This window comes from Klebsiella ornithinolytica NBRC 105727 = ATCC 31898 (assembly GCF_001598295.1).
In the GTDB taxonomy this organism is placed as follows: Bacteria; Pseudomonadota; Gammaproteobacteria; order Enterobacterales; family Enterobacteriaceae; genus Klebsiella; species Klebsiella ornithinolytica.
Genome location: NZ_BCYR01000004.1, coordinates 200,347 through 225,045 on the forward strand (window position 1 = coordinate 200,347; position 24,699 = coordinate 225,045).

General features: G+C 56.0%; 20 protein-coding genes. 8 read left to right on the forward strand and 12 right to left on the reverse strand.

Annotation, left to right across the window (positions count from 1 at the left end; genetic code table 11):
• Positions 1 to 122: 122 nt before the first annotated feature.
• A complete protein-coding gene (locus tag ROR01S_RS10830; RefSeq protein WP_004857130.1) occupies positions 123 to 785 on the reverse strand; it encodes a LysM-like peptidoglycan-binding domain-containing protein in 663 nt (220 codons plus the stop codon).
• 356 nt (positions 786 to 1,141) lie between these two features.
• On the opposite strand from ROR01S_RS10830, the gene bamJ reads away from it, so the two are divergent.
• Entirely contained in the window at positions 1,142 to 1,762 is a 621-nt protein-coding gene (gene bamJ / locus ROR01S_RS10835; RefSeq protein WP_015585317.1) for a BamJ family beta-barrel-assembly machinery protein, read from the forward strand.
• A gap of 306 nt (positions 1,763 to 2,068) precedes the next feature.
• The gene (gene cycA, locus ROR01S_RS10840; RefSeq protein WP_064359456.1) at positions 2,069 to 3,472 is read left to right on the forward strand and encodes a D-serine/D-alanine/glycine transporter; all 1,404 of its coding nucleotides are present in this window, start codon (positions 2,069 to 2,071) and stop codon (positions 3,470 to 3,472) included.
• A gap of 111 nt (positions 3,473 to 3,583) precedes the next feature.
• On the opposite strand, the gene ytfE is transcribed toward cycA, so the two are convergent.
• From ytfE to ROR01S_RS10860, 4 genes are all read right to left on the reverse strand, one after another.
• Positions 3,584 to 4,246, reverse strand: a complete 663-nt coding sequence (gene ytfE / locus ROR01S_RS10845) for an iron-sulfur cluster repair protein YtfE (RefSeq protein WP_004857139.1) — start codon at positions 4,244 to 4,246, stop codon at positions 3,584 to 3,586.
• An 82-nt stretch (positions 4,247 to 4,328) separates the two neighbouring features.
• Complete coding sequence (locus ROR01S_RS10850; protein WP_064359457.1) at positions 4,329 to 5,303, reverse strand: DMT family transporter; 975 nt, start codon at positions 5,301 to 5,303, stop codon at positions 4,329 to 4,331.
• Positions 5,304 to 5,378: 75 nt separating this feature from the next.
• Positions 5,379 to 6,203: an AraC family transcriptional regulator gene (locus ROR01S_RS10855; RefSeq protein WP_004857147.1), complete on the reverse strand. Its 825-nt coding sequence runs from the start codon at positions 6,201 to 6,203 to the stop codon at positions 5,379 to 5,381.
• Between the two features lie 80 nt (positions 6,204 to 6,283).
• Positions 6,284 to 7,132: an SDR family oxidoreductase gene (locus ROR01S_RS10860; protein ID WP_064359458.1), complete on the reverse strand. Its 849-nt coding sequence runs from the start codon at positions 7,130 to 7,132 to the stop codon at positions 6,284 to 6,286.
• 90 nt (positions 7,133 to 7,222) lie between these two features.
• Here ROR01S_RS10860 and ROR01S_RS10865 point away from each other — a divergent pair, with 90 nt between their 5' ends.
• Positions 7,223 to 7,600, forward strand: coding sequence for a winged helix-turn-helix transcriptional regulator (locus ROR01S_RS10865; protein WP_015585314.1), 378 nt, complete (start codon positions 7,223 to 7,225; stop codon positions 7,598 to 7,600).
• Positions 7,601 to 7,685: 85 nt separating this feature from the next.
• On the opposite strand, the gene ROR01S_RS10870 is transcribed toward ROR01S_RS10865, so the two are convergent.
• Complete coding sequence (locus ROR01S_RS10870) at positions 7,686 to 9,629, reverse strand: bifunctional 2',3'-cyclic-nucleotide 2'-phosphodiesterase/3'-nucleotidase (RefSeq protein ID WP_064359459.1); 1,944 nt, start codon at positions 9,627 to 9,629, stop codon at positions 7,686 to 7,688.
• A gap of 189 nt (positions 9,630 to 9,818) precedes the next feature.
• Between ROR01S_RS10870 and cysQ the strand changes: the two genes are divergently transcribed.
• Complete coding sequence (gene cysQ / locus ROR01S_RS10875) at positions 9,819 to 10,562, forward strand: 3'(2'),5'-bisphosphate nucleotidase CysQ (protein ID WP_004857157.1); 744 nt, start codon at positions 9,819 to 9,821, stop codon at positions 10,560 to 10,562.
• Here the strand turns inward: cysQ and ROR01S_RS10880 are convergent.
• Positions 10,552 to 11,109 carry a YtfJ family protein gene (locus ROR01S_RS10880; RefSeq protein WP_004857159.1) on the reverse strand — a complete coding sequence of 186 codons (558 nt, stop codon included), beginning with the start codon at positions 11,107 to 11,109 and terminating at the stop codon, positions 10,552 to 10,554. The two genes, cysQ and ROR01S_RS10880, sit on opposite strands and share 11 nt — an antisense overlap.
• Positions 11,110 to 11,428: 319 nt before the next feature.
• On the opposite strand from ROR01S_RS10880, the gene ROR01S_RS10885 reads away from it, so the two are divergent.
• Positions 11,429 to 11,635: a DUF1107 domain-containing protein gene (locus ROR01S_RS10885; RefSeq protein ID WP_004857160.1), complete on the forward strand. Its 207-nt coding sequence runs from the start codon at positions 11,429 to 11,431 to the stop codon at positions 11,633 to 11,635.
• Positions 11,636 to 11,700: 65 nt separating this feature from the next.
• On the opposite strand, the gene araC is transcribed toward ROR01S_RS10885, so the two are convergent.
• The 5 genes from araC to msrA all read right to left on the reverse strand — a co-directional run bounded on the left by araC (position 11,701) and on the right by msrA (position 18,216).
• Positions 11,701 to 12,573: an arabinose operon transcriptional regulator AraC gene (gene araC / locus ROR01S_RS10890; protein WP_032718585.1), complete on the reverse strand. Its 873-nt coding sequence runs from the start codon at positions 12,571 to 12,573 to the stop codon at positions 11,701 to 11,703.
• 29 nt (positions 12,574 to 12,602) lie between these two features.
• The gene (locus ROR01S_RS10895; RefSeq protein ID WP_015585311.1) at positions 12,603 to 14,612 is read right to left on the reverse strand and encodes a beta-galactosidase; all 2,010 of its coding nucleotides are present in this window, start codon (positions 14,610 to 14,612) and stop codon (positions 12,603 to 12,605) included.
• Between the two features lie 18 nt (positions 14,613 to 14,630).
• The gene (locus ROR01S_RS10900) at positions 14,631 to 15,863 is read right to left on the reverse strand and encodes an oligosaccharide MFS transporter (protein ID WP_015585310.1); all 1,233 of its coding nucleotides are present in this window, start codon (positions 15,861 to 15,863) and stop codon (positions 14,631 to 14,633) included.
• 198 nt (positions 15,864 to 16,061) lie between these two features.
• Complete coding sequence (gene paeA, locus ROR01S_RS10905) at positions 16,062 to 17,405, reverse strand: polyamine export protein PaeA (RefSeq protein WP_004857167.1); 1,344 nt, start codon at positions 17,403 to 17,405, stop codon at positions 16,062 to 16,064.
• Positions 17,406 to 17,577: 172 nt separating this feature from the next.
• Entirely contained in the window at positions 17,578 to 18,216 is a 639-nt protein-coding gene (gene msrA / locus ROR01S_RS10910; RefSeq protein WP_004857168.1) for a peptide-methionine (S)-S-oxide reductase MsrA, read from the reverse strand.
• A 209-nt stretch (positions 18,217 to 18,425) separates the two neighbouring features.
• On the opposite strand from msrA, the gene tamA reads away from it, so the two are divergent.
• From tamA to ROR01S_RS10925, 3 genes are read left to right on the forward strand one after another with little or no spacing between them, the layout of a single operon-like run.
• Positions 18,426 to 20,159 (forward strand): autotransporter assembly complex protein TamA, encoded by a 1,734-nt coding sequence (gene tamA, locus ROR01S_RS10915; RefSeq protein WP_004857170.1) that lies wholly within the window; start codon positions 18,426 to 18,428, stop codon positions 20,157 to 20,159.
• Positions 20,156 to 23,932 carry an autotransporter assembly complex protein TamB gene (gene tamB / locus ROR01S_RS10920; protein ID WP_048023012.1) on the forward strand — a complete coding sequence of 1,259 codons (3,777 nt, stop codon included), beginning with the start codon at positions 20,156 to 20,158 and terminating at the stop codon, positions 23,930 to 23,932. Before tamA ends, tamB begins: the two co-directional genes overlap by 4 nt.
• A gap of 2 nt (positions 23,933 to 23,934) precedes the next feature.
• Positions 23,935 to 24,279, forward strand: a complete 345-nt coding sequence (locus ROR01S_RS10925; protein WP_004857174.1) for a gamma-glutamylcyclotransferase family protein — start codon at positions 23,935 to 23,937, stop codon at positions 24,277 to 24,279.
• Positions 24,280 to 24,699 lie beyond the last annotated feature (420 nt).

Genomic DNA, 24,699 nt, shown 5'->3' on the forward strand with positions numbered 1-24,699 from the left:
TGGTATGAGCGGACGCGACGCGGTACCAAATGAAGCGGGAAAAAGGGCACGGGAAGGAGACGGGGCGCCTTTGCGCAGGCCGGGCGTGATACCCGGCATGACCCGTGGATTCTTTACGGCGATTAGCGCGCGCGAATAAAACTGCCGTTCGCCTGACGGGTAAACAGCACCTGCTGTCCGCCGCCGGTATCAATTGTCAGGCCGGTCACCACGCCATTCGCGTTCTGGCGAATTTGCACCGTCTGCCCGGTTTGCAGCGAACTGAGCGGTTTGCCCGGACCTTCTACTTGGGCCATCGCATAGACGTCGGTTGGCGGCAGATTATGATCGCGGAACAGCTGGGCCAGGGTTTTACCCGCTTCTATGCGATAGGTACGCCACTGCTGCTCAATTCCCGGTGCCGACTGCTGCTGCTGTTGCTGCGGCTGAGAGTAGGCCTGGCTTTGTCCCTGATCCACCGGTTCGTCCTGAACCGGCTCCGGCGCCACCGGCGCCATCTGATCGGCGTCATTCACCGTCGGCGTAGTGGTAATCGGTGGCAGCGGCATGGCCTGTTGGGAAGATTGCGGCTGGGACTGCGATTGCAGGTCGATATTGGCTTCGCGGCCACTTTGTACCGGGCTGCTGCTCTCCTCTGACGGGAGCAGTATGCCGATAATCACCAGCAACGCGCCGGCAATGATGCCCCGGCGATGCATGGGCGGCAGCGGATCCATAATGCGAATATGATCCGGGGCGTGCCAGATCTTCGCCAGGGTAGGTGTGATGTCAAAGCGCCCGGGCATGGCTTTCCTCCTGCTCCGCATATTTTTATCCTGCTCTCCGTAGAGTATAGATGGCTAACTTCCTGATGGCCGAGACAAAGATATGTTTCGTGAGGTTAACCTGATATCTCCTATTGTTTCTGTTTCCCTCAGATTTGTCATCATCTCCGCGACAAAGTTTTACCCATCGGACGATGGCTGATATGCTGCCCACCACTTTATGCTCGTCGCGCTTCGAGTTGCTGATGCGCTGGCTGCGCCTGCCTGCACTGACCACACTGTGGCCTGTCCTGCCGGTGAATCATCCGCATGCCGCCTTCTTGCTATCTGGAATCCGTCGAGTATGAAATTTCCCCCCCGAAAAATAAGGAAAGAAGATGGCAACCCCGACTTTTGACACTATTGAAGCGCAGGCAAGTTACGGCATCGGCTTGCAGGTTGGACAACAGCTGAGCGAATCCGGCCTGCAGGGGCTGCTGCCTGAAGCACTGGTTGCCGGCATTGCCGATGCGCTGGAAGGCAATCAGCCGCAGGTGCCGGTGGAAGCCGTTCACCGTGCGCTGCGTGAAATCCACGAACGCGCTGACGCGGTACGTCGCGAGCGTTTCCAGGAGATGGCGGCCGATGGCCAGAAATACCTGGATGAAAACCGCGAGCGTGAAGGCGTGAACAGCACCGAATCCGGTCTGCAGTTCCGCGTTCTGACCCAGGGTGAAGGCGCGATCCCGGCGCGTACCGACCGCGTCCGCGTGCATTACACCGGTAAACTGATCGACGGTACCGTATTTGACAGCTCCGTGGCCCGTGGCGAACCGGCTGAGTTCCCGGTGACCGGCGTGATCGGCGGCTGGATTGAAGCGCTGACCCTGATGCCGGTGGGTTCCAAATGGGAACTGACTATTCCGCACAACCTGGCCTATGGTGAGCGCGGCGCCGGTGCTTCTATTCCTCCGTTCAGCACCCTGATCTTTGAAGTCGAACTGCTGGATATTATCTAATCAGCAGGTGCTTCCTCTCCCTTAAGGGGGAGGGAGCGACTAAAAATAGCGCAAAATACTTAAGTTAGGAATTTGTTGGAATTTTATGTTGCTCTCAGGCTTTTTAGGTGTATTTTTGTGAGCTGTTTCGCGCTGCAGGAGTGATATAACACTCACTTTAAACATAAAATTAACATTATATCTAAATCATAGTATTCATCCCTCTGATTCTTACCTAATATCGATAAACCCTTTTTCAGGGTAATGACAAATGACGGGCCATCAGAGCCTGAACAACACAGACAGGTACAACAGGAAGAAAATCACATGGTAGATCAGGTTAAAGTCGCTGCCGAAGAGCAGGCTCCGACTGGACAATCGCTACGGCGAAATCTCACGAATCGACATATTCAGCTCATTGCCATTGGTGGCGCCATCGGGACGGGGCTGTTTATGGGATCCGGCAAAACCATCAGCCTCGCCGGGCCATCCATTATTTTTGTTTATATGATTATCGGCTTTATGCTGTTTTTCGTGATGCGCGCGATGGGCGAATTACTGCTGTCGAATCTGGAATATAAATCGTTCAGTGATTTTGCCGCCGACCTTCTGGGGCCGTGGGCCGGCTATTTTACCGGTTGGACCTACTGGTTCTGCTGGGTTGTGACCGGGATGGCCGACGTGGTGGCGATTACCGCCTACGCCCAGTTCTGGTTCCCTGGACTTTCCGATTGGGTCGCTTCGCTGGCGGTGATCCTGCTGCTGCTGAGCCTTAACCTTGCCACCGTGAAAATGTTCGGTGAGATGGAGTTCTGGTTCGCAATGATCAAAATCGTCGCCATTGTGGCGCTGATTGTGGTCGGCCTGGTGATGGTGATGATGCATTTCAAATCGCCGACCGGCGTGGAGGCGTCTTTTGCCCATCTGTGGAATGACGGCGGCTGGTTCCCGAAAGGTATCAGCGGATTCTTTGCCGGCTTCCAGATCGCGGTCTTCGCATTCGTCGGTATTGAGCTGGTAGGGACCACCGCTGCAGAAACCAAAGATCCGGAAAAATCCCTGCCGCGCGCGATTAACTCCATCCCGCTGCGTATTATTATGTTTTACGTCTTCGCCCTGATCGTGATTATGTCGGTGACGCCGTGGAGCTCCGTGGTGCCGACCAAGAGTCCGTTCGTCGAACTGTTTGTCCTGGTGGGCCTGCCGGCGGCGGCCAGCCTGATTAACTTTGTGGTGCTGACTTCGGCCGCCTCTTCGGCTAACAGCGGCGTGTTCTCAACCAGCCGTATGCTGTTCGGTCTGGCGCAGGATGGTCAGGCGCCGTCGATGTTTGCCAAGCTGTCGAAACGTGCGGTACCGGCGAAAGGGCTGACCTTCTCCTGTATGTGCCTGCTGGGCGGCGTGGTGATGCTGATGGTGAACCCGAGCGTGATTGCCGCCTTCACCATGATTACCACGGTATCGGCGATCCTGTTTATGTTCGTCTGGACCATTATTCTGTGCTCGTACCTGGTCTACCGTAAAAAGCGTCCGCATCTGCATGAGCAGTCCAAATATAAGATGCCGCTGGGTAAGCTGATGTGCTGGGTCTGTATGGCGTTCTTCGTCTTCGTGCTGGTGCTGTTGACGCTGGAAGCCGACACGCGCGAAGCGCTGATCGTCACCCCGCTGTGGTTTGTTCTGCTGGCGGCAGGTTGGTTCTTTGCCGGTAAGAAGCGTCTGGCGAAATAAAAAAATCTTCGGCAAAGATTTTTAACGTTGCTTGCAACGGCCCGTCATAAAAAAAGGCCACCGGGGTGGCCAATAAGACTGACAATGTCGAGGCGCCTGCGGGCGCCTTTTTTATTTTCCGGCGAGGGCACGCGGAAACAGAACGTTGTTCTCCAGGCTGATATGTTCCATCAGATCGTCGATCAGTTGGTTAATGCCGTTGTACATCGCTTTCCACGTGGTGCAGGCTTCCGGCGGCGGGGTGACATTGTTGGTGACATGCTTAATCACTTCCAGCAGCTCGCCCGCTTCGTCGTGTTCGCTTTCCATGACGCTGATAGGGCCGGCGGCCTGAGTCCCCATGCCCTGTTTGATCATCGGGAACAGGATCTGCTCCTCTTTCATCATGTGGCTGGAGAGCTCCTGATGCAGCATGGTCAGGTATTTGGCTAAGCCGTTCGGCACGTTGGGCTTATCGGCATGCACTCGTTCAACTTTGGTCGCCTGCAGGATAAGCTCCGGCAGCTGTTCGCGATGGCGATCGTGGTAGCGAACGATGATATGGTCGATGATTTCGGCATACGGTGCGCTACGCCAGTCTTTCTCTACCGGCTCTTCCGCCAGTCTGGCCAGTTCGGCTTCGATCGCCGCGACGTCCAGCTCCTTGCGCGATGCGGCGCGTTCCAGCGTCTGTTTGCCGCCGCAGCAGTAGTCCATATCGTATTTACGGAACAGCGCGGAGGCGCGCGGAATCGTCAGCGCCAGCTCGCCTAAAGGTTGGTCACGAAAAGCCATAGCGAATACCTCGTCTTTAAAAATATAAGATGTATATTAAATGCATCTTATAGGCAAGGGAATACCCCTTTCGGATACCAGGCTATTTTTTATTCTCGCAGACCCGCTCCACGACCACCGGTTTTTGTGGTCGGGAACAGACCGCGTAGACCACGCCAACAACCAGTAGCAGGATGCCGCTGAGCGTCAGCAGCGGTGGCATGCTTTGTCGTAACAGGAAGGTATACAGCAGGCCCGCCAGCGTTTCGAAGACGATGAGCGGCCCGAGAATGACCGTTGGCAGCTTCTGGCTGGCGATATTCCAGCACAATGCGCCGACCCAGGAGCAGAGGACGGCAATGGCCAACATCAGCGTTACAAAGAGCAGGGGGCGCGGGCCAAAGGGAAGCGGGAAGTCGACCTGCTGAGCATGCAGCCATCCGCAGGCAATCAGATAACCGGCCAGCGAGACCGGTAGCGTCACCAGCGCCTGCGCCGTCGCCCACATCATCGGATGCTTATCCGGGTTTTCCCGCAGCCAGCGCGCATTGCGCAACGCGTACCAGGCCCAGCAGGCCACCGATACCAGCGCCAGACCAATACCGGAACCGTAGTGCCAGATACTGAAATTGGGCAGTCCCTGGCGCAGTTCGGCAATATTGACGCACACCAGGCCGACAGCGATACAGGAGAGTGCCGGAAAGAGACGTCGCCACGGTAGCTTACCGTCACGCTGGCTGTAGAGCAGGTTAGCCATCACCGGCAGCACGACCGGAAGCGTGCCGATAATCATCGTCGATACCGGCGCGCCGGTGCGCTGAATGGCGCTGGCGAGACAAACGTAATAGATCAGGTTGCCCATCATGGTCAGCCCTAGCGCCGTCCACCAGTCTTGCCCGGAAAGCTGCCGCAGTCGCGCGCGCCCGAGCCACGCCAGCGGCAGGGCAATCAACCCTAGCGCCAGATAGCGTCCCATGGATTGCAGTACCGCCGGGTATTCCGGCACCAGCACCGGGCCGACGAATATTAACCCCCACATCATCCCCGCCAGCAGGGCATACAACACACCACTAATCATCACGCCATCCGTACCGGTTTCAGTTGGCTAAAGTGTAGAAGAGGCCGCGTCGGGAATATTGTATGAGATTGCGCATTAGCGCCGGGCGACCTGCTTTTGATAGCGCACCGGGGTGATGCCATAGCGGCGGGTAAAGGCGCGGGTCAGGTGTGACTGATCGGTCAGACCGCTGGCGGCGGCCACTTCGGCAGCGGGCATTCCGTGGGTGAGGAAGGCTTTGGCGCGCCACAGGCGAATGGCCATCAGCATCTGATGGGGCGTGACGTGGAAATGCGCCTTAAACTGGCGCTGAAAGTGGTACGGGCTCAGGGAGGCAACCTGCGCCAGCTCATCAAGGGAGACGGCGTGCATATAGTTGTCATGCAGATAATCGCGCACGCGCTCGAAACGGTGGGTGGCTTCCGCGATAACCGGGGCGTGATGGGCCAGCGGGCGGAAGGTATCAATCACGTCGAGCAACAGACCCTGTTGAGCCAGCGGATCGTCGGTATGCCATAAGCCATAAATAAGCTGACAGAGCCGCTGCGAGCGCTGCGGATCCTGACGAACCACCTCACTGAACCACCAGTGGCGCACGCCGGTAACCTCTTCCAGCATCTGCGGTTCCAGATAGACCATACGGTAGCGCCAGCCGTCGGCGGTGGCCGCTTCTCCGGTGTGCAGTTCGTCAGGGTTCATGGTAACGATGGAGTTAACCGGAGCGACGTACTGGCTGCCGCGATAGCGAAAACGCTCGGCGCCGAGCTCAATTGCACCGATGCCGAAGGCTTCATGGGTATGGGGTTCGAAGGCGTAGCGGGAGATATGGGCATGGTACAACTCAACGCCAGGCAGCTGCGCCGGATGGCGAAAGCGCGCGCTGTCTCTCTCATCGTTGAACTGTTCCGGTACGCCCTGCATTGTGTTTCTCCCGACGGATATCCTTTTATTATTGGGGATGACCCGCCGGGAAGCTACAAAAATTAACCTTTTTGTAACCGTTACAGAATGCCTTTGATGCTCTCAGCCAGCGGTGTCGTCGGGCGACCAATCAACGCGCTCAGGGTGCGGCTGTCGTCAAACAGGCCGCCTTTGGCGGCGCCGACATCGGAGTCAGCGAGCATGTCCGCCAGCCCTGCCGGCAGGCCAACGCTCTTCAGCGCAGCGGCGAAGTCGGCTTCGCTCAGGTTCTGATACACCACGTTTTTACCGCTCTGCTTGCTCAGTGCGGCAGCCAGTTCGCTCAGGGTCCAGGCTTCATCGCCGGCCAGCTCGTACACTTTCCCGGCATGGCCCTCTTCAGCGATAACGCGTGCGGCGGCCTCGGCATAATCGGCGCGGGTCGCCGAGGCGATTTTTCCGTCGCCCGCAGCACCGATAAACACCCCATGCTCAAGCGCTGGCGGCGCGCTGGCGAGATAGTTCTCGGTGTACCAGCCGTTGCGCAGCAGAGCATAAGGGATACCGGAGTCGGCGAGCATTTTCTCGGTTTCAACATGCTCAACGTGCAGGCCAAGCGGCGATTTATCGGCATGCAGCAGGCTGGTGTAAGCGATAAATTTTACCCCGGCGGCTTTGGCGGCATGAATGACGTTACGGTGTTGCGGGGTACGCTGACCGACTTCGCTGGAGGAGATCAGCAGCAGTTTATCGATGCCCTGCAGCGCCGCGGTGAATGCCGCTTCGTCGGTATAATCGGCCTGGCGGACCACAATACCCTGCTGGCTCAGCGCTTCGGCTTTTGCCGGGTTACGCACAATGGCCACAATCTGGCTGGCGGCCGTGGTTTTTAACAGATTCTGTAGGACGAGGTGGCCAAGCTGGCCGGTCGCGCCGGTAATAGCGATCATCAGTCTTCTCCTTCGTGTTGCGTGACAGTTGTGGTAAGCTAACACCTTAACTAACTTTTAGTAAGTACGTACAAAAAGGTAAGTATGAAAATGGCGAATCCGACGCTGAGCGAAAAAATGCGCGACGGGAATCTGTTTGCCGAGCAGTGCCCGTCACGCGATGTGCTGAAGCACGTGACCAGTCGCTGGGGGGTATTAATCCTGGTGGCGCTGCGCGGAGGAACCCATCGCTTCAGCGAGCTACGCCGTAAAATGGGCGGGGTCAGCGAAAAGATGCTGGCTCAGTCGCTGCAGGCGCTGGAGCAGGATGGCTTTATCAATCGGGTCTCGCGACCGGTCGTCCCGCCGCACGTAGAGTATAGCCTGACACCGCTTGGCGAGCAGGTTAGCGCGAAAGTGGCGGCGCTGGCGGACTGGATTGAGCTTAATCTGCCCGCGGTTCTGGCGAACCACGAGCAGATGGCATAACCACGGCGAATGCCCGGGCAGCGGCCGAGGCTTTACCCGGGCGGTTTCCCGCCGGGTAAAGCCTCACGCCAGCGGGGAAGCGGCATTACGGCCGCAAATCCAGCTGGTAAATCGCAAAACCGATATCGTCGGTTGCGACCTGATGCATCGGGTACTGCGCTTTCTCTTTAATAAATGCCGCGGCTTTTGCACCCGGAGAGGTTTCAAAGCGGATGTCCAGCGGCACCTTGCTGTGGACCGGGGCCAGACGCCAGTTGTTGTCGGCCGCCGGGTGGATAGCGTCCGCTTTTTTCGACTCTGCGCCGATCCATGCCGCCAGCACCGAACGGTTCTCGTCAGGCGAGGCAAAAGCAATGTGGCTATCGCCGGTTCCGGCAAATTTACCGCCGTAGGCGCGGTAGTTATTGGTGGCCACCAGGAAGGTGGCCGTCGGGTCAATCGGTTTACCGTTAAAGGTCAGATCCTTAATGCGTTCCGCCTGCGGGTGAATCATCTGACACTCGCCGTCGTATCGCGCCGGCTGGGTAACATCAATCTGGTAGTTTACGCCGTCAATCACATCAAAATTGTAGGTGCGGAAACCGTCCCAGTTGATTAACGACTGCGGTTTGCTGCTGGTGGGGTCAATCTGGTTAAACTGCCCGGCGGAGCACTCCAGCCACTCTTTCACCTCTTTACCACTGACCTTCATCACCACCAGAGTATTCGGGTAGAGATAGAGATCGGCGGCATTGCGGAAGGTGAGCTGGCCTTTCTCCACCTCGACGAAGCTGGTCGGGTCGTTTTTGCGGCCGCCGACTTTAAACGGCGCGGCGGCAGAAAGTACCGGCAGCGTTGCCAGGTCCGGGTCGCCCTGAATAGCGTGTTCGACATAGGCTTTCTGCGCCATATTGACCACCTGCACGGTAGGATCGTCCTGCACCAGCGCCAGATAGCTGTACATGTTGTCTGAAGACTGGCCGATGGGTTTGCTGACGAACTCGCGGGTGGCGTCATGATCGGCTTTTAGTACCTTCACCATGTTCGCGTCTTCCGCCGCCAGGGATTTTTTCGCCACGGCGTCATAGACAGGGCGCGCCTCGGCTTTGGCCTGAGCGACCCGCCATTGACCGGCATCGTTGTTCAGCACCAGATCGACGACGCCAAGGTGGTCACCCCACATCCCGGGCATCACGGCCGGGATGCCGTTCAGGGTACCTTTGTCGATATCCGCCCCCTGAATGGCGGCAAAATCTTTCCCCGGGAACACCGCATGGGCGTGGCCGAACATAATGGCATCCACGCCGGGCACCTGGCTGAGGTAGTACACCGAATTTTCCGCCATCGCGTGGTAAGGATCGGCAGATAGTCCCGAATGTGCGACGACCACCACCACATCTGCGCCTTTTTTACGCATTTCCGGCACATACTGACGCGCGGTTTCGGTGATATCGTTGACGGTCACTTTGCCGCTGAGATTGGCTTTATCCCAGGTCATGATTTGCGGCGGCACAAAACCGATATAGCCGATACGCAGCGTCTGCGTTTTGCCGTCGCGATCCTGCACCGCCGTCTCTTTAATCAGGTACGGCGTAAACATCGGTTGACCGGTTTTGGTATCGATAATATTGGCGTTTACGTAGGGAAATTTCGCCCCGGCGAGCGCCTTGTGCAGGAAATCAAGGCCGTAGTTGAACTCGTGATTGCCGAGGTTACCTACCGCGTAGTCCAGCGTATTCATTGCCTTATATACCGGGTGGACATCACCGCTGTTGAGCCCTTTGGCGGCCATGTAGTCACCCAGCGGACTTCCCTGAATAACATCGCCGTTATCGACCAGCACGCTGTTTTTGACTTCCTGGCGGGCCTTTTCTATCAGCGTAGCGGTGCGCACGAGGCCAAATTTTTCCGTTGCGGCGTCTTTGTAGTAGTCGAAATCCATCATATTGCTATGCAAATCGGTGGTTTCCATAATTCGCAAATCGACCGTCGCGGCGTTCACGCTGGCGGCAATCAGCGTGGCCAGTAACGTTGCGCTAAACTTAATCATCAGAGGCGTCCTTTTTATGAGCAATGGCACAGAAGAAAATGTATGTACATCCTGTTGCTTACAGAAATGTGAATCATGCCGAAAACTGGCTCATGAAACCGCCATCGTTATCACAGATAGCGGAACTCGCACCGATGCGATATAACTAAAACAACGAGTTAACGCCACTGTAACCAGATGAGGTGGAGAATGTTAGAACAAGTATGTCAACTTGCACGGATTGCAGGTGATGCCATCATGGAAGTCTATGATGGAAAGCAGCCGATGGACGTTGCCAGCAAGAAGGACGATTCTCCGGTCACCGCGGCAGATCTCGCCGCGCACAAGGTGATTATGCATGGCCTGCTGGCGCTGACGCCCGATATCCCGGTGCTCTCTGAAGAAGATCCCCCCGGATGGGAGGTGCGGCAGCACTGGCAGCGCTACTGGCTGGTGGATCCGCTGGACGGCACCAAAGAATTTATTAAACGTAACGGTGAATTTACCGTCAATATTGCCTTGATTGAAAAAGGAAAACCGGTTCTTGGCGTGGTTTACGCGCCGGTCTTAAAAGTGCTGTACAGCGCGGAAGGCGGCAAGGCGTGGAAAGACGAATGCGGCATGCGCAAGCAGATTCAGGTGCGGGATGCCCGGCCGCCGCTGGTGGTGATCAGCCGCTCCCACGGTAACGATCCGGAACTGCAGGAGTACCTGGAACATATTGGCGAGCATCAGACCACGTCGATCGGTTCGTCGCTGAAATTCTGCCTGGTAGCGGAAGGTCAGGCCCAGCTTTATCCGCGCTTTGGGCCAACCAGTACCTGGGATACCGCCGCTGGCCATGCCGTGGCGGTGGCTGCCGGGGCGCACGTTCACGACTGGCAGGGGCGCACTCTGGACTATACCCCGCGTGAATCCTTCCTGAACCCCGGCTTCCGGGTCTCTATTTACTAAGCAGTTTGTGCAGCAGGGCGACCACCTGCTGCACTTCATCCTGCGTGAGCGCGCCGTCTTTGGCCCACTGCACGCGACCGTCTTTATCCAGTACCACAATCGCTGAGCTCTCCTCCTGCAGCTGCCAGGCTTTACGGGCCAGGCCGTTGCTGTCGACAATAAACTGCGACCACGGGTAGAGCTGTTTGTTGCTCTCAATGCTGCTACGTACGAACATGCCGGAGCCTGGAATGGCGTCATCGGTATTGACGATGGTGGTGGTCTGGTAGCGGTCGTGCGGGAATTTGGCCGCCTTAATCGCCTCTATCAGAGTGGCATTTTTCTCTTTTGCCGACGTGCGTCCGGCGATGTGCTGCACCACGCGAACTTTTCCTGCCAGCAGCGAGCTATTCCAGTTTTTATAGCTAAACTTATCATTATCCAGAATTAATTCTCCCCGGTCGGCAATGCCAACCGGCGCGACGCGCTGGCCATCGACAAAATTATGCGCTGAGGCCATCAGCGGTAACAGGAGGCAGGAAACCGCCAGTAGCTTACGTAGGGTCATGATGAGTCCTTATTTTTATGCAGGTGATCCGACCACTTGGTCTCGTTTAAGCATAAATGCGATTTCCCGGCATTACACGCAATCAGGGTGCCAGTTTGCGTGTTAACGCACATATTCGAAGGAAATCGGCGACTTATACTAACTTCTACGTATGTTTGAAAAGAAAGTTCTTAATTATTGTCATCAAAAGGTAAATAAACTTATGCATGCTGGGTATTACAGAAGTTCTGGACTATAGTTTCAGGGCATTAAAATTTGCGCTCCCGAATCGTGGGCCAAGTGTGGCACCACAAGAGCGTAACCCTGGCAGGAGACAACAATGAAAATTTTCCAACGCTACAATCCGCTGCAAGTGGCGAAGTACGTGAAGATCCTGTTCCGTGGACGGTTATATATCAAGGATGTTGGCGCTTTTGAGTTTGATAAGGGCAAAATCCTTATCCCGAAGGTTAAAGACAAGCAGCATTTGTCTGTGATGTCTGAAGTCAATCGTCAGGTTCTGCGTCTGCAAACAGAGATGGCTTAACCTGAATAACGATATAGCTATGCGGTAAAAAAACGGCTCCTGATGGAGCCGTTGATGTTTCTGGCCTATCCCTTCATTTCCGCATAGCGTTTACGGTACTCGCCCGGCGGAATGCCGTTGTGTTTGCGGAAAATGCGCGTGAAATAGACCGGGTCTCCGTAACCGACCGACAGGGCGATTTTGTTAAGCGGCAGGGAAGTACTCTGGATCAGCCATCGCGCGCGGTTAATGCGTTGCGCCTCGCGCCAGGCGTATACCGTTTGCCCCAGCTCATTTTTGAACAGGTGCGCCAGTCGTGAAGGCGAGATAAAAACCATCGCTGCCAGGGTCTCAATCTTAATCTCCTGTGCAATATGCTCGTTAAGATAGTCACACACGGCGTTAATCCGCGGATCGTGAGCGTGGCGATTGCTGATCGGCTGTCGCTGAAAGCAGCTCAGGATCAGGCGCTCCAGCGCATTCATCGCCAGCGCTTCAGAAAGCGGGGCGGAAGCGGAATGATGGCGGATAACTTCATAGAAAAGATCGCGCAGATTTTGCAGCTGCTCAGGATCGTTGACCGTTGTTTTGCCGATGCCGTGGGTCGTTTGATCCCATTTCAGCCAGTCTATCCAGTAGGGCCGGGGGATAAAGTAGATCCATAAATGATCCCAGTGCTCGCTGTGTTCATCCCGTCCGTAATGGTGGGGAACACCGGGCGGGAAGAGCAGCAGATCGTTTGCACGAAACAGCAGGGAGCCGTCGCCCGCTTTCGCGCGCGCTTGGCCGCGCAGGGTCAGATTGATGATGTAACCTTTCATCCCCTGCGGGCGGTTAATGTAGTAGTCCAGCTTTGACCCGCGGGTGATGGGGGTAAAGCCGGCGACGACCCAGGCGTTGAAGGTAAAAGTCTTCATCAATGGCGAGAAATTCAGTAGCTCATTGATATCCAGTTCCATCGTTTCTCCCGCCTGAACGCCGCTGCCGCTTAACTTTCGATGATACTAAATTCCCATGCCTTGAGACGCAACGGCTGGCCGCAGCTGACCTCATCCCCGCTCAACAGCGCGTTGCCCGATGTTTCGCTGATAAACTCCAGCGGCTCGCCGGAGTAGTTGAACAGGAAGTGGATGCGGTTGCCGTTGCGGTTGCGCATCTGTTTAACCACCAGCGGATAGCGGTACGCCGACGTGCGCGAGCGCAGATCCAGGCCGGAGGTGAGGAGGTCAAACAGCTGACTAATCAGCGTTTTCTGCGGCAGGAAGCCCACGTAAATCGCCCGACCCTGGCCGTAATCCGCGTCGGTGGCGGCGGCATATTCGCCCCATGCCGGATGCTGATAGCGCAGTAGCGTGCGGGTACCGGAGTCCGGCGTCAGCAGCTCCATCCACAGTTCGGCCTGATTGTCTTTACTGCAATCAATGTCTGCGCAGCATGAACACACCGTGGTCTCTTCCGGCAGGGTAAACTGGCTGTAGCTCACGCCGCAGCTCTCGCGCAAAATCCCCGGCTGCGCGCCGGTTCGCACCTTGACGTTTTCATCGCTAAAGCCTGATTTAAAGCCGATCAGCGCTCTGCCGCCTTGTTCAATATAGCGATTGATGCGCGTAAGCAGGCCGTCATCTGCGGCGTAAAGTCCGGGCACGATCAGCACGCGGTAGCGCGAGGTCTCCTCATTAACATCATGGATAATGTCGACACTGATATTGTGGTCGTATAGCGCATCGTGGAAGCGGCGAAAAATATCGTTATAAATATTGCCCTGCGTATCGCCGGGGCGGAACTGATTGAGGGCGTCCATGGCTTCATTGCTCACCAGCAGCGCGACGTCGTTTTCTGCTTTCAGCTCCGCCAGCTGCGGCGACAGGCGGGCGAAGTCAGCCCCGATAGTGGTCGCTTCCTGCCAGGTGGCATTACGCGAGAAGTCGTGGCTTAACAGCCCTTTCCAGTAGGTCTCAAACGAGTTATGAATCGAATGCCAGTGCCAGTAGGAGACCATCGCCGCACCTGAGGCCACGTGGCTAAAGGCCTGCAGACGCAGCTGCCCCGGGAAAGGGGTCCACTGGGCGAAGCCCTGCGCCTGGGTTTCCAGTACGAAGTAGTTTTTACCCTGCTTGAGTGAACGGGTAATGGCGCCGCCAAACGCGATTTCCCGCCCGGTCAGGTGCTTCTGGCTCGGGTGATAGATGTCGACACCGGCAATATCCAGCGCCTGCGCCGCCGCAAAGTGGTCGACTCGCGGCTGCACGCCATAGGAGTAGCCGCGCCATTCAAAATCGAAGTTGTGGGTGACGAACTGATGCGGCTGGGCATATTCACGCACGATGTCCGCCTGCCAGGCGAGGTACCCGGTTACCTGCTGGCGCTGGTAGCGGGAGAACGCGCAGGCGAGGCTGGCGTTAATGGTATTTTCGACCGGCGGAAAATCCTGCCAGCTATCGATGCGGTTGCTCCAGTAGTCCAGACCAAAATCTTTATTCAACCTGGCGAGATCGGGATAGTGTTCCCGCAGACTGCGCACAAATCCTTCCTGCATATAGCGGCCGATATTATCGTAATGCTTGGTTTCGTTATCCAGCTGCCAGCCAATAATCGCCGGATGATGCTGCACGTGCGCCATCAGAGTACGGATAATCTTTTCGGCATAGCGGCGAAAAGTCGGGTTAACGATATCCATGATCTGTCGCGGGCCATATTTTTGCTGTCCGTCGACGGTGGTGACCAGAATGTCCGGATGTTTAGCCGCCAGCCAGGCCGGGACGGCGTAGGTCGGCGTACCGATAATCACCGCGATCCCCGCTTCATGCATGGCGTCCAGCACCCGGTCGATATGGTAGAAGTTATACTCGCCTTCCTGAGGCTCCAGCGTACTCCAGGTTGATTCGGCAATCCGCACCACGTTAATGCCCGTTTCGCGCATTAAGGCGATATCTTTCGCTAACCGATCTTCCGGCATATATTCATCGTAATACGCTACGCCATAAAATAAATCAGACATACAGGTTACCTCCTTAAATTAATGCACGGGTGCCGGCTGCGGGGAAAAAACGCGCGCTTTGTCCAGCGTAATAAATGAAATCAGCGTAAAGCACAGGGCGATACCGCCGAGTACGATATAGCTGCTGGTAAAGCCCATGCTCTGATACATATGGCCGATGCCGGTAGAAAGAAAAATAGAGCTAAAGCTTTTAGAGAACTGGAAGCCAATTAAGTAAACGGTGGCGGACAGCATTGGGTTGAAATTGGCGAAGATATATTTTAATGCCGCAACCAGCAGCACCGAGCTTTCAAAGCCGTGCAGCAGTTTAATCAGGCTAATGGACACCGGGCCAATAGCCCAGGCCGAACCGATAATGCGCAGGCTCATAATCATCCCGCAGTACAGCAGGGCATTTTTCGGGCCGATTTTATTTACGAACCATGGGGCAAAGAACATCACGACGGCATCCAGGAAAATCTGACCGGTGGTTAAATAGCCGAAGACCTCCGCGCCGCGCGCTTTGCTCTCAAAGAAGTGGCTGTAATAGATAGCGAACTGCTGGTCGTAGGTTTCATATACCGCGCCGACGCCAATCATATAGATGGCGAAGAACCAGAATTTCTTCATTTTCAGCAGCGATGCGGCGTCGCTCAAGGTGACCGGCGAGGCTTTCCCGCTCGGCATCGCGCCCTGTTTATCCGCGCTAATCTGCATTTTCCAGACAATCACCAGCAGGCAAACTCCCGCACAGCTGGCCAGCCAGAAAATCATATTCTGGTCGATCCCGTAGAGTTTACCTGCCGCAAAGGTGCCGATAGCCGCGCCAATACCGCCAAACATTCGGGCGCGACCAAACTCAAACCCGGACGCGCGGCTGACTTTATCAATATAGGCTTCGCAAATACCGCAGCCAGCGCCATAGGCCATACCAATATAGATACCGCCCGCCAGCGCTCCGAGAAAAACATTAATTTTTAATAATGGCGCAAAGACGTAAATCCAGTAGGGGGCAAATAAAGTGATAATGATTGCCAGCATCCACATAAGGTTTTTACGATAGACCAGTTTGTCGGAGATGAATCCGAATAGTGGCTGGACACAAACGGCAATAATCGCAGTAAAGGAATAAACCAGACCGACATCAGTGTAATTAATACCGATGGTTTCCGTTAACCATAATGATAAATAAGGATAGCAGCATCCCCAGCCAATAAAGAAGAACAGGAAGAACAGACAGCTTATATAGTAATTTTTATTTGATTCAATCATGGTAATCCTCGCTCCCGTTGAACAGGAATATGATCGTGTAGACGCGAGCAAAGTTACCTTTTTGCGCGGAGGGGAGTCATGAACGTTTCGCTATGGAGTAGTAAAAATCTGCTATCGGCTGAGAGGCGTGAGCCGCTTCACATTCGGGCAATAAAAAAGGCGGAGTTTTCATCCGCCTTTTATGTTCGACCCAATATCTTACGCCGGCTCTTTATCGCTATTGGCGGCGTCCGGCTGTTTCGGTACCAGCACGGTCGGTTTGTTGTCGATGCGCGTTACCAGCAGCTGGTCAATTCGGTAGTTGTCGATATCCACCACCTCGAATTTATAGCCGGAGAATTTCACCGCATCGGTGCGTTTTGGGATCTTACGCAGCATAAACATCATAAAACCGCCGATGGTCTCGTAGTTGCCGGACTGCGGGAATTCGTCGATATCCAGCACGCGCATGACGTCGTCAATCGGTGTACCGCCATCAATCAGCCATGAGTTCTCATCGCGAGCGACAATTTGCTCCTCCAGTCCCTGACCGACCAGATCGCCCATCAGCGTGGTCATCACGTCGTTGAGGGTGATAATCCCTACTACCAGCGCATATTCGTTCATGATCACCGCGAAGTCTTCACCGGCGGTTTTAAAGCTTTCCAGCGCTTCAGAGAGCGTCAGCGTATCCGGGACAATCAACGTATTGCGAATCTGTACGCCGCCGGTCAGCACCAGGCTTTGGTTCGCCAGCACGCGATTAAGCAGATCTTTAGAGTCCACGTAGCCGATGATGTGGTCGATATCTTCGTTACAGACCAGGAATTTGGAGTGCGGATGTTCCGCCACCTTGTTCTTCAGGCTCTGCTCGTCTTCGTGCAGATCGAACCAGATGATATTTTCACGCGAGGTCATGGACGACGGAACGGTACGCGATTCCAGCTCGAAAACGTTCTCAATCAGCTCATGTTCCTGCTTACGCAGCACCCCGGCCAGCGCGCCGGCTTCTACCACGGCGTAGATGTCGTCGGAAGTAATATCGTCTTTACGCACCATCGGTATTTTGAACAGGCGGAAGATGTTGTTAGCCATGCCGTTGAACAACCACACCAGCGGGCGGAAGACCAGCAGGCAGAAGCGCATCGGGTTGATGATACGCAAAGCAACGGCTTCTGGCGCAATCATACCGATGCGTTTCGGGGTCAGGTCAGCGAACAGAATGAACAGGCTGGTGACCAGGGTAAAGGAGATGATAAAGCTCAATTGCTCTGAAAGCTCAGCCGACATGTACTGGCTCAGCAGGCTGTGAAACGCCGGCGAGAATGCCGCATCACCGACGATACCACCAAGAATGGCGACGGCGTTGAGGCCGATCTGTACGACGGTAAAGAAAGTGCCCGGATTTTCCTGCATTTTGAGAACGCGTTGGGCGTTCACGTTGCCGTCATCGGCCAGCAGTTTGAGTTTGATCTTACGTGAAGCTGCCAGCGAGATCTCCGATATCGAAAAAAACGCACTGACAGCGATCAGACAAAGAATAACTAAAATACTATTTAACATAGTTTATCCAGCCGTTGAGGCCAGATCCTCGGAAGGGAAGTTGATAACTCTATAGTGGAATACATAAAAAACCGGTCCGAAGGCTCTGGACCGGCTATAACACAGGGTAGTATAGCGTAAGCGACTGTAAAGCCGCCAGAGCGTTAATTATTCACCTCAGCGATAAACGGTATTATGCCTGCGGGGGCAGACAGACGCCAATGCCTCCGATACCGCAGTAGCCGTACGGGTTTTTGTGCAGGTACTGCTGATGATCGTCCTCAGCGTAGTAAAACGGCTTCGCCGTGGCAATTTCCGTGGTGATTGTACGCGTGTCGTTGGCATCACGCATGGCGGCCTGGAAACGTGCCAGACTGGCCTTCGCCGCTTCATCCTGCTCTGGAGTCAGCGGATAGATGGCGGAACGATACTGGGTGCCATGGTCATTACCCTGCTGCATGCCCTGGGCCGGATCGTGGTTCTCCCAGAAAACCTGCAGCAGCTGCGCGTAGCTGATGACCTGCGGATCGTACACAATGCGTACGGCTTCGGCATGGCCGGTGTCACCGGTACAGACTTCACGGTAGGTCGGGTTCGGCGTATAGCCGCCGGTATAGCCCGCGGCGGTGCTGTAGACGCCAGGCAACTGCCAGAACAGACGCTCCACGCCCCAGAAACAGCCCATCGCGAACAGGGCAACTTCCATTCCGTCCGGGACATTGGTCATGGAGTGGCCATTGACAGCGTGGAGTGTTGCCACTGGCATAGGGGTGTTGCGTCCTGGCAGCGCATCCGCCTGGGCGACAAGATGCGTTTTATCAAATAGACTCACGGTTGGCCTCTCAAAACATAAGTCGTGGTTAAGGTTGTAACGAAGCGTGTCTTTTTACACAATAAACATGCCCGATACGTCTAGATTTAAACATAAGAATTATTTGGTTTAGCGTTTCTTTTTCAACCCTATGTCGTTGGGGTTTTATTAAGCCGTGGAACGGCGCTTTCGTTTCCTTCGGGGGGAAACAAGGATATTCAGGAGAAAACGTGCTACAAATCCGCCAGTTATGTATCACCAGCCTTTTGCTGGTCAGCGGGGTCGCTAGCGCCGCGAGCGTGCGTTTGCAGGTTGAGGGGTTATCCGGAGAGCTGGAAAAAAACGTCCGAGCTCAACTTTCTACGATCCAGAGCGACGAAGTGACGCCGGATCGCCGCTTTCGTGCGCGCGTCGATGATGCGATTCGCGAAGGGTTGAAGGCCCTGGGATACTACGAACCGACAATCGTTTTCGACCTCCGTCCGCCGCCGAAAAAAGGCCGGCAGGTGCTGATTGCCAAAGTCACGCCAGGTGAACCGGTACGTATTGGCGGCACGGAAGTCATCCTGCGAGGCGGGGCGCGCACCGACCGTGACTATCTGGATTTGTTAAAAAAGCGCCCGGCTATCGGCACCGTCCTGGATCATGGCGATTATGATAGCTTCAAGAGCTCGCTCACTCACGTTGCGCTGCGTAAGGGCTACTTTGACAGCGAATTCATCAAAAGCCAACTCGGGGTTTCTCTCGACCGTCATCAGGCCTTCTGGGATATCGACTACAACAGCGGCGAGCGCTACCGCTTTGGTCCGGTCACTTTTGAAGGCTCGCAAATTCGCGACGAATATCTGCAAAACCTGGTGCCGTTCAAGCAGGGCGACTACTACACCTCGCAGGATCTCGCCGAACTCAACCGCCGCCTGGCGGCAACCGGCTGGTTCAGCTCCGTCGTTGTGGCGCCGCAGTTTGAAAAGTCCCGCAAGACTAAAGTTCTGCCTTTGCAGGGCGTGGTCTCCCCGCGTAAAGAGAATACCGTGGAAACCGGTGTCGGCTACTCAACCGACGTCGGGCCGCGGGTCAAAGGAACGTGGAAAAAGCCGTGGATGAACTCCTACGGACATAGCCTGACTTCCAGCCTCAGCCTTTCCGCTCCTGAACAGCAGCTTGATTTCAGCTATAAGGTGCCGCTGTTAAAAAGTCCGCTGGAGCAATACTACCTGGTGCAGGGCGGCTTTAAACGTACGGACCTCAACGATACGAAAGCCGACTCAACGACCCTCGGGGTATCACGTTTTTGGGAGATGTCGAGCGGCTGGCAGCGCGCGCTTAACCTGCGCTGGAGCCTTGACCACTTTACCCAGGCCAACGTCACCAACACCACGATGCTTATCTATCCCGGGGTGTCGGTAAACCGTACCCGCTCCCGCGGTGGCCTGATGCCGACCTGGGGTGACTCCCAGCGCTATTCGGTGGACTACTCCAACACCATGTGGGGCTCGGATATTAACTTCATCGTCGCCCAAGCGCAGGATGTGTGGATCCGCACGCTCTACGACCGCCACCGTTTTGTGGTGCGCGGCAACCTCGGCTGGATTGAAGCCGATGACTTCAACAAAGTCCCGCCGGATCTGCGTTTCTTCGCCGGTGGCGACCGCAGTATTCGCGGCTATAAATACAAATCGATCTCGCCGAAGGATGACGATGGCAAACTGATTGGTGCCTCGAAGCTGGCGACAGGTTCGCTGGAGTATCAGTACAACGTCAGCGGAAAATGGTGGGGCGCAGTCTTCGTCGACAGCGGCGAAGCGGTGAGCGATATCCGCAAAAGCGATTTTAAAACCGGCGCCGGCGTCGGCGTGCGCTGGCAGTCGCCGGTTGGCCCGATCAAGCTGGATATTGCCGCGCCGGTCGGCGACAAAGACGAACACGGTTTACAGTTTTACATCGGTCTGGGGCCTGAATTATGAGTTTATGGAAGAAGATAAGCCTCGGGGTACTGATCTTTTTGGTTCTGCTGCTGGGGACGGTCGCGTTCCTGGTCGGCACGACCAGCGGCCTGCACCTGGTGCTGAAGGCGGCGGACCGCTGGGTTCCCGGTCTGGAAATCGGCAAGGTGACCGGCGGCTGGCGTGACCTGACGCTGCAAAACGTCCGTTTTGCGCAGCCGGGCGTCGCGGTCACGGCCGGTCAGTTCCATCTGGCGGTCAAATTACAGTGCCTGTGGGACAGCAGCCTGTGCGTGAACGATATTTCGCTGCGCGATATCTACGTGGCGATCGACACCAGCAAGATGCCGCCTTCTGCGCCGGTAGAAGAGGAGGAGACGGGGCCGCTGAATCTTTCGACGCCGTATCCTGTGACGCTGAGCCGCATCGCGCTGCAAAACGTGAACGTCAAAATTGATAATACCGCCGTTTCGGTGCGGGACTTTTCCACCGGCCTGAACTGGCAGGAGAAGAATCTGACCCTGACGCCAACCTCGCTGCAGGGGCTGCTTATCGCCTTGCCGAAAGTGGCGAAAGTGGCGCAGGAGCAGGTGGTTGAACCGAAGATCGACAATCCGAAGCCGGAAGAAAAACCGCTCGGCGAGACGATGAAAGCGCTGTTCTCCCAGCCGGTGCTGCCGGAGATGACCGACGTTCATCTGCCGCTGAACCTGAATATCCAGTCGTTCCGCGGCGAGCAGCTGCGCGTCACCGGCGATACCGACATGACCGTCTACAGCATGCTGTTGAAAGTCAGCAGCATCGACGGACACATGAAGCTGGATACGCTGGATATCGATTCCGATCAGGGCAAGATCAATGCCGCGGGCACCGCGCAACTGCAGGATAACTGGCCGGTAGACATCACCCTCAACAGTACGCTGAACATCGATCCGCTGAAAGGCGAAAAGGTGAAGCTGACCGTCGGCGGCGAAATGCGTAAAACGCTGCAGATCGGCGTGGATTTAGCCGGTTCCGTGGCGATGACGCTGCGTGCCGACGCGCAGCTGGCGGAAGCCGGACTGCCGCTGAATATGGAACTGAAGAGTAAACAGCTGTACTGGCCGTTCAGCGGAGAAAAACAGTTCCAGGCCGATGATGTGCTGCTGAAATTTAATGGCAAGATGACCGACTACACCATGGCGTTCAGCACCGCGGTGAAGGGGCAATCGCTGCCGCCGGCGAAAATCACCCTCAATGCCAAAGGGAACGAACAGCAGGTGAACCTCGATAAGCTGACCGTTGCGGCGCTGGAGGGGAAAACCGAACTGAAAGCGCTGCTGGACTGGCAGCAGGCTATCAGCTGGCGCGGCGAGCTGACGCTCGACGGCATCAACACCGCCAAAGAGGTACCGGACTGGCCGTCGAAGCTGAACGGGATGATTAAAACGCAGGGCAGCCTGTACGGCGGGAGCTGGCAGATGTCGGTACCGGAGCTGAAAATCACCGGTAACGTTAAGCAGAACAAGGTCGATGTCAGCGGTTCACTGCAGGGTAACAGCTACATGCAGTGGAAAATCCCCGGTCTGCACCTGGCGTTGGGTAAGAACAGCGCCGAGGTGAAGGGAGAGCTGGGGGTGAAAGACCTCAACCTGGATGCCACCATCGATGCGCCCAATCTGGATAATGCGCTGCCGGGGCTGGGCGGCACGGCGAAGGGGCTGTTGAAGGTGCGGGGTACCGTTGATGCGCCGCAGCTGCTGGCGGATATCACCGCGCGTGCGCTGCGCTGGCAGGAGCTGACCGTTGCTCAGGTCAACGTCAAGGGCGACGTAAAGTCCAGCGACCAAATCGGCGGCAATCTTGATGTGCGCGTCGACCGGATCAGCCAGCCGGGGGTTAATATCAGCCTCGTGCAGCTGAATGCCAAAGGGAACGAAAAGCAACACGATCTGCAGCTGAAAGTGCAGGGCGATCCGGTTTCCGGGCAGCTGTCGCTGGCGGGGAGTTTCGATCGTAAAGAGGAACGCTGGAAAGGGACGCTGAGCAATACCCGCTTCCAGACGCCGGTAGGGCCGGTTTCCCTGACGCGCAACATCGCGCTGGATTACCGTAATCGCGAACAAAAAATCAGTATCGGGCCGCACTGTTGGGCTAACCCGAACGCCGAGCTGTGCGTGCCGCAGACCATCGACGCCGGTGCCAGCGGACGGGCGGTGGTGAATCTGAACCGCTTTGATCTGGCGATGCTGAAGCCGTTTATGCCGGAGGCGACCCAGGCCAGCGGCGTATTCAGCGGCAATGCGGATGTCAGCTGGGACACCACCAAAGAGGGGCTGCCGCAGGGCAAAGTGACGCTGAACGGTCGCAATGTCAAAGTCACCCAGATGGTCAACGATGCGCCGCTGCCGGTGGCCTTCGATACGTTGAACCTGACGGCCGAACTGCATAACAACCGTGCGCAGCTCGGCTGGCTGATTCGCCTGACCAACAACGGTCAGCTGGATGGCCAGGTGCAGATTACCGACCCGCAGGGGCGCCGTAACCTCGGCGGTAATGTGAATATCAATAACTTCTCGCTGGCGATGATTAACCCGATCTTCGCCCGCGGAGAGAAGGCGGAAGGGAAGCTCAATGCGAACCTGCGCCTCGGCGGCGATCTGCAAAACCCGCAGCTGTTTGGCCAGATGCAGTTGGGCGGTATCGACATCGACGGTAACTTTATGCCGTTTGATATGCAGCCGAGTCAGCTGGCGATGAACTTCAACGGCACCCGTTCAACGCTGCAGGGCACCGTGAATACCAAACAGGGCCAAATCAGTCTGAGCGGTAACGCCGACTGGACCCAGATTGACAACTGGCGTGCGCAGGTAGCGGCCAAAGGCAGCCGGGTTCGTATTACCGTGCCGCCGATGGTAAGGCTGGACGTTTCGCCGGATGTGGTCTTTACCGCTACCCCGAGTTTGTTTAGCCTTGATGGCAGCGTTGATGTTCCGTGGGCGCGTATCGTCGTCAACGATGTGCCGGAAAGTGCCGTTGGGGTCTCTTCTGATGAAGTGATGCTGGATAAAAATCTGCAGCCGATTCAGCAGCAGAGCGCCGGTATTCCCATCAACAGCAACCTGACGATTCACGTTGGTAACAACGTCCGTCTGAGCGCCTTCGGCCTGAAAGCGCGTCTGACCGGCGATTTGAAAGTGGCTCAGGATAAACAGGGGCTGGGACTGAACGGGCAGATTAATATCCCGGAAGGTCGCTTCCATGCCTACGGTCAGGACCTGATCGTACGTAAAGGCGAGCTGCTGTTCTCCGGTCCGCCGGATCAGCCGCTGTTGAATATCGAAGCCATTCGTAACCCGGATGCCACAGAAGACGACGTGATCGCTGGCGTTCGCGTCACTGGTTCGGCCGATCAGCCGAAAGCAGAGATTTTCTCTGACCCGGTCATGTCGCAGCAAGAAGCGCTTTCTTACCTGCTGAGAGGACAGGGTTTAAGCAGCGGACAGAGCGATAGTGCCGCAATGACTTCAATGCTTATTGGTATGGGGGTTGCACAAAGTGGTCAGGTTGTGGGTAAAATCGGCGAGACGTTTGGCGTAAGCAATCTGGCGCTGGATACCGAGGGAGTGGGCGACTCCTCCCAGGTGGTGGTCAGCGGCTATGTACTGCCAGGTCTGCAGGTAAAATATGGGGTAGGGATCTTTGATTCCCTGGCGACGTTGACGTTACGCTATCGCCTGATGCCTAAGCTATATATGGAAGCGGTGTCTGGCGTAGACCAGGCTCTCGATTTGCTCTATCAGTTTGAGTTTTAGCAATGCGAATATTTGTTTACGGCAGTTTACGACGCAAACAAGGCAACAGCCACTGGATGACCAACGCTCAGTGGCTGGGCGATCATAGTGTCAACGATTATCAGCTGTACAGCCTGGGCCACTATCCAGGCGCGGTGCCTGGCGAAGGCACAGTACATGGTGAAGTGTATCGTATTGACGCATCAACGCTGGCCGAACTGGACGCGCTGCGCACCAAGGGCGGTGAGTACGCACGTCACCTGATCCAGACGCCTTATGGCAGCGCATGGATGTATGTCTATCAGCGCCCCGTAGAGGGCTTTACGCTGATAGAGAACGGCAACTGGTTAGACAGAGACCAGTATTAACCACGACAACGCCACCTTCGGGTGGCGTTGTTTTTTTATGTCTGCCATTCACCTGGCACAGGACAATGGCAGACATAAAAAACCTTATTAACCGACCGGCGGAAAGGTCTATGGCACTGGCACCGTTTATTCCCCGGTGGCGCTGCGCTTAGCGGGGCTACGGGTAAGGGCGGTGTTTGGGTTGGTTGCCCGGAGTGATGCCCTGGAGGCTGTGGCAGGCTGCGGCACTGGCACCGTTTGTTCCCCGGTGGCGCTGTGCTTACCGGGGCTACGGGTAAGTGCGGTGTTTGGGTTGGTTGCCCGGAGTGATGCCCTGGAGGCTGTGGCACTGGCACCGTTTGTTCCCCGGTGGCGCTGCGCTTACCGGGGCTACGGGTAAGTGCGGTGTTTGGGTTGGTTGCCCGGAATGATGTCTGCGAG